At 59.6% G+C, this 2,449-nt stretch carries 2 protein-coding genes; both read right to left on the reverse strand.

Features of this window, described 5'->3' with window-relative positions:
• On the reverse strand, nucleotides 1–1,128 hold a 1,128-nt coding region (locus H6B10_RS13960), incomplete at its 3' end, for an ABC transporter permease (RefSeq protein ID WP_204652158.1).
• On the reverse strand, nucleotides 1,115–2,428 hold the full coding sequence (locus H6B10_RS13965) for a hypothetical protein (RefSeq protein WP_204652159.1): 1,314 nt from the start codon (nucleotides 2,426–2,428) through the stop codon (nucleotides 1,115–1,117). The genes H6B10_RS13965 and H6B10_RS13960, both read right to left, overlap by 14 nt.
• Nucleotides 2,429–2,449 lie beyond the last annotated feature (21 nt).

A 2,449-nucleotide genomic window follows, 5' to 3' on the forward strand; every position in this document is an offset into this window, starting at 1 on the left:
GATGCAGGAACTTTCCAGCAGGAACATGGTACGGATATTGCCCAGCTCACAGCCCAGCACCTTCATGACGCCGATTTCCCGGGTCCGTTCATAGATGGCCATGGTCATGGTATTGATGATGTTGATGGCCGCCACCAGCAGCGAAACCGCCGCCACGCCGCCAAAGATCATCTGGCTGCGCATGACCTGCTTCTGCATCTCTTCCCGCTGCTGGTTCATGGAATAGGTGTTCTCAAAGCCCAGGTCATGAATGGCTTCTTCCACGTCGGCCACGTTTTTCAGGTCATCCACCTTCACGTATACCTGGTCGTAGGAAGTATTGTTGTTGGTGATCTTGGCCATCTTGTAGTAGGCTTCCTCCACCATTTTCAGGTCCTGGGTGCGCAGAATGATGTTGCTTTGGGTCCACCATCCCTTGCTCACGTCCTGCTGGATGTGGCCCACCACTTCCAGTTCCCAGCTCTGGGTCTTTTCGTTGCCGGCTTCCCCCGTTTTGATGGTCAGGGTCATTTTGTCCTTGTCCACATTCACAAAGGGTTCAACGGGGTTGCCCTGGGCATCGGTCATGCCCTGCCAGCGGTACCGGTTGGGGCTGTTCATGCTTTTGCGGGAATCATAAAAACTGTACCCGGTGTAGTCACACACCAGCACCTGCAGTTTGGTGGCCTTTTTGCTGGCCGGGCCGGAATCCGGCCACCGGCCGGAGGCAAGCTCAAAGCCCATGGGTTCCATGGCGGTGGGGTCCACGCCGGTCAGGGAACCAATTTCCATCACATACCGGTCATTGTTGCCGGCCGTGACCTGCCCCTGGATGCTGTAAGCCGATACATAGGCCGTGGCAGCCACCACATGATCCAGCTTTTTCATACTTTCAATGGCCGCGTCGTCCAGTTTGAGCGTCTTGCCGTCGGCCCCCACGGCCATGCCGCCGCCGTAGACCTGGATCTGGGTCAGGTCACCCCAGCTTTGCAGCATTTCCTCGTTGGCCTGGTTCTGGGCAATGCCCAGCGAGATCATCAGCACCACCATACAGGTGCCGATGACCACACCGATCAGCGTAAGGGCCGTGCGGCCCTTGCGGCGGGTCAGGTTGCGGGCGCTCAGGACGATTTCATCAGAGATCTTCATCGCTGTCCTCGGCTTCCAGGGCGGCCAGCGCCATGGCTTTCTTCTTCTTGGTGCGTTTGACCACCACCACGATGACCACGACCACCACGCCGCCGCATACCACGATCAGCACCATGGCCCAGGCGGGCAGACCGGTCTGTTCCGGCTGCATATCTTCCATGCCGGGGTCCACCATGCCGGGGTCAAAGGTCATTTCTTCGGCGGTGGTGGAGAAATCCTTGGTGATGGTGCGGGGTTCGCCGCTGGCGTCCTCGTAGCTCAGGGTGATGGTACCGGACACGGCGCCGCCGGCTTCGGGGGAAAGGTCAAAGTCCACGCTGCCCTCGGTACCGGCGTTCAGGTTGCCCAGGTACTGGTAGCCGCCGGCGCCCAGGTTGGTGCCGGAAAGCCGTGCTTCCAGGTTGGAGATGGGGTTTTTGCCCTTGTTCACATAGCTCAGGGAGACACTGGCCGTGTCGCCCAGGGTGATGGAGGAAGGCACCTGCAGTTCACCCACCTCAAAGCGATCGGGCTGGCTGATGGGCACCGAGATGGAGGTGTTGGCGCTGACGGCCTTGCCGCTGATGGAACCGGTGCCGGTCATGTTGACGGTAATGTTGGCCACCGTGCCGGTAAAGCCGGAGGCAGGCAGCACGGGGAAGGTCACTTCCCGGATGGTTTCGGGCTGCAGGGTGCCGATGTAGTTGGACAGGCTGCCATTGGAAAGAGAAACATTCTCCGGCAGGGTCAGAGAAACGATGACGTCGTTCAGGTCCTCGTTGCCGCTGGTGGCGTAGACGCCCAGGGAGAGGGTGAACTCCTCACCGGCCACAGCGCCGTTGCCGTAGCTGGAACTGCGCACGATCAGGTTGGGGGCGGTGGTCTGGTCCTTGTCCACACACTGGCCGATGGAAACGCTGAACTGCTGCATGGGTTTGCTGGTGTCCAGGTAAGTCAGGTTGATGGGCAGGGTGTTGCCGCCGCCGTTGTAGACCACATCCCGGAACAGCAGCACATAGCTGTAATAGTTATAGTAGGCGTTGGCCTTTTTCTCATCTTCGGTGGCTTCGCCGTTGCGTACCCGGCTCAGACGCTCCTGGTTGGGGTCGTCGTTGGAGTCAAACAGCTGGCCGATCTCGCCGATGCCGGTGTACTGGAACACCGAGGAGTTGATCCGGGCGGAGATTTCTTCCGGTTTGACGCAGTACCGGGCCGAGGAATGGTCCACCACCTGCAGCACGATGTTCACGTGGTCGCCCACTTCCACCGTGGTGATCTCGCCGCCGGCAATGTCGGTGACGGTGTAGCCCACCACATACACGCCTGTCTCTTATACACATCT

Source organism: Gemmiger formicilis (genome assembly GCF_016901605.1).
Taxonomy (GTDB): Bacteria; Bacillota; Clostridia; order Oscillospirales; family Ruminococcaceae; genus Gemmiger; species Gemmiger formicilis_B.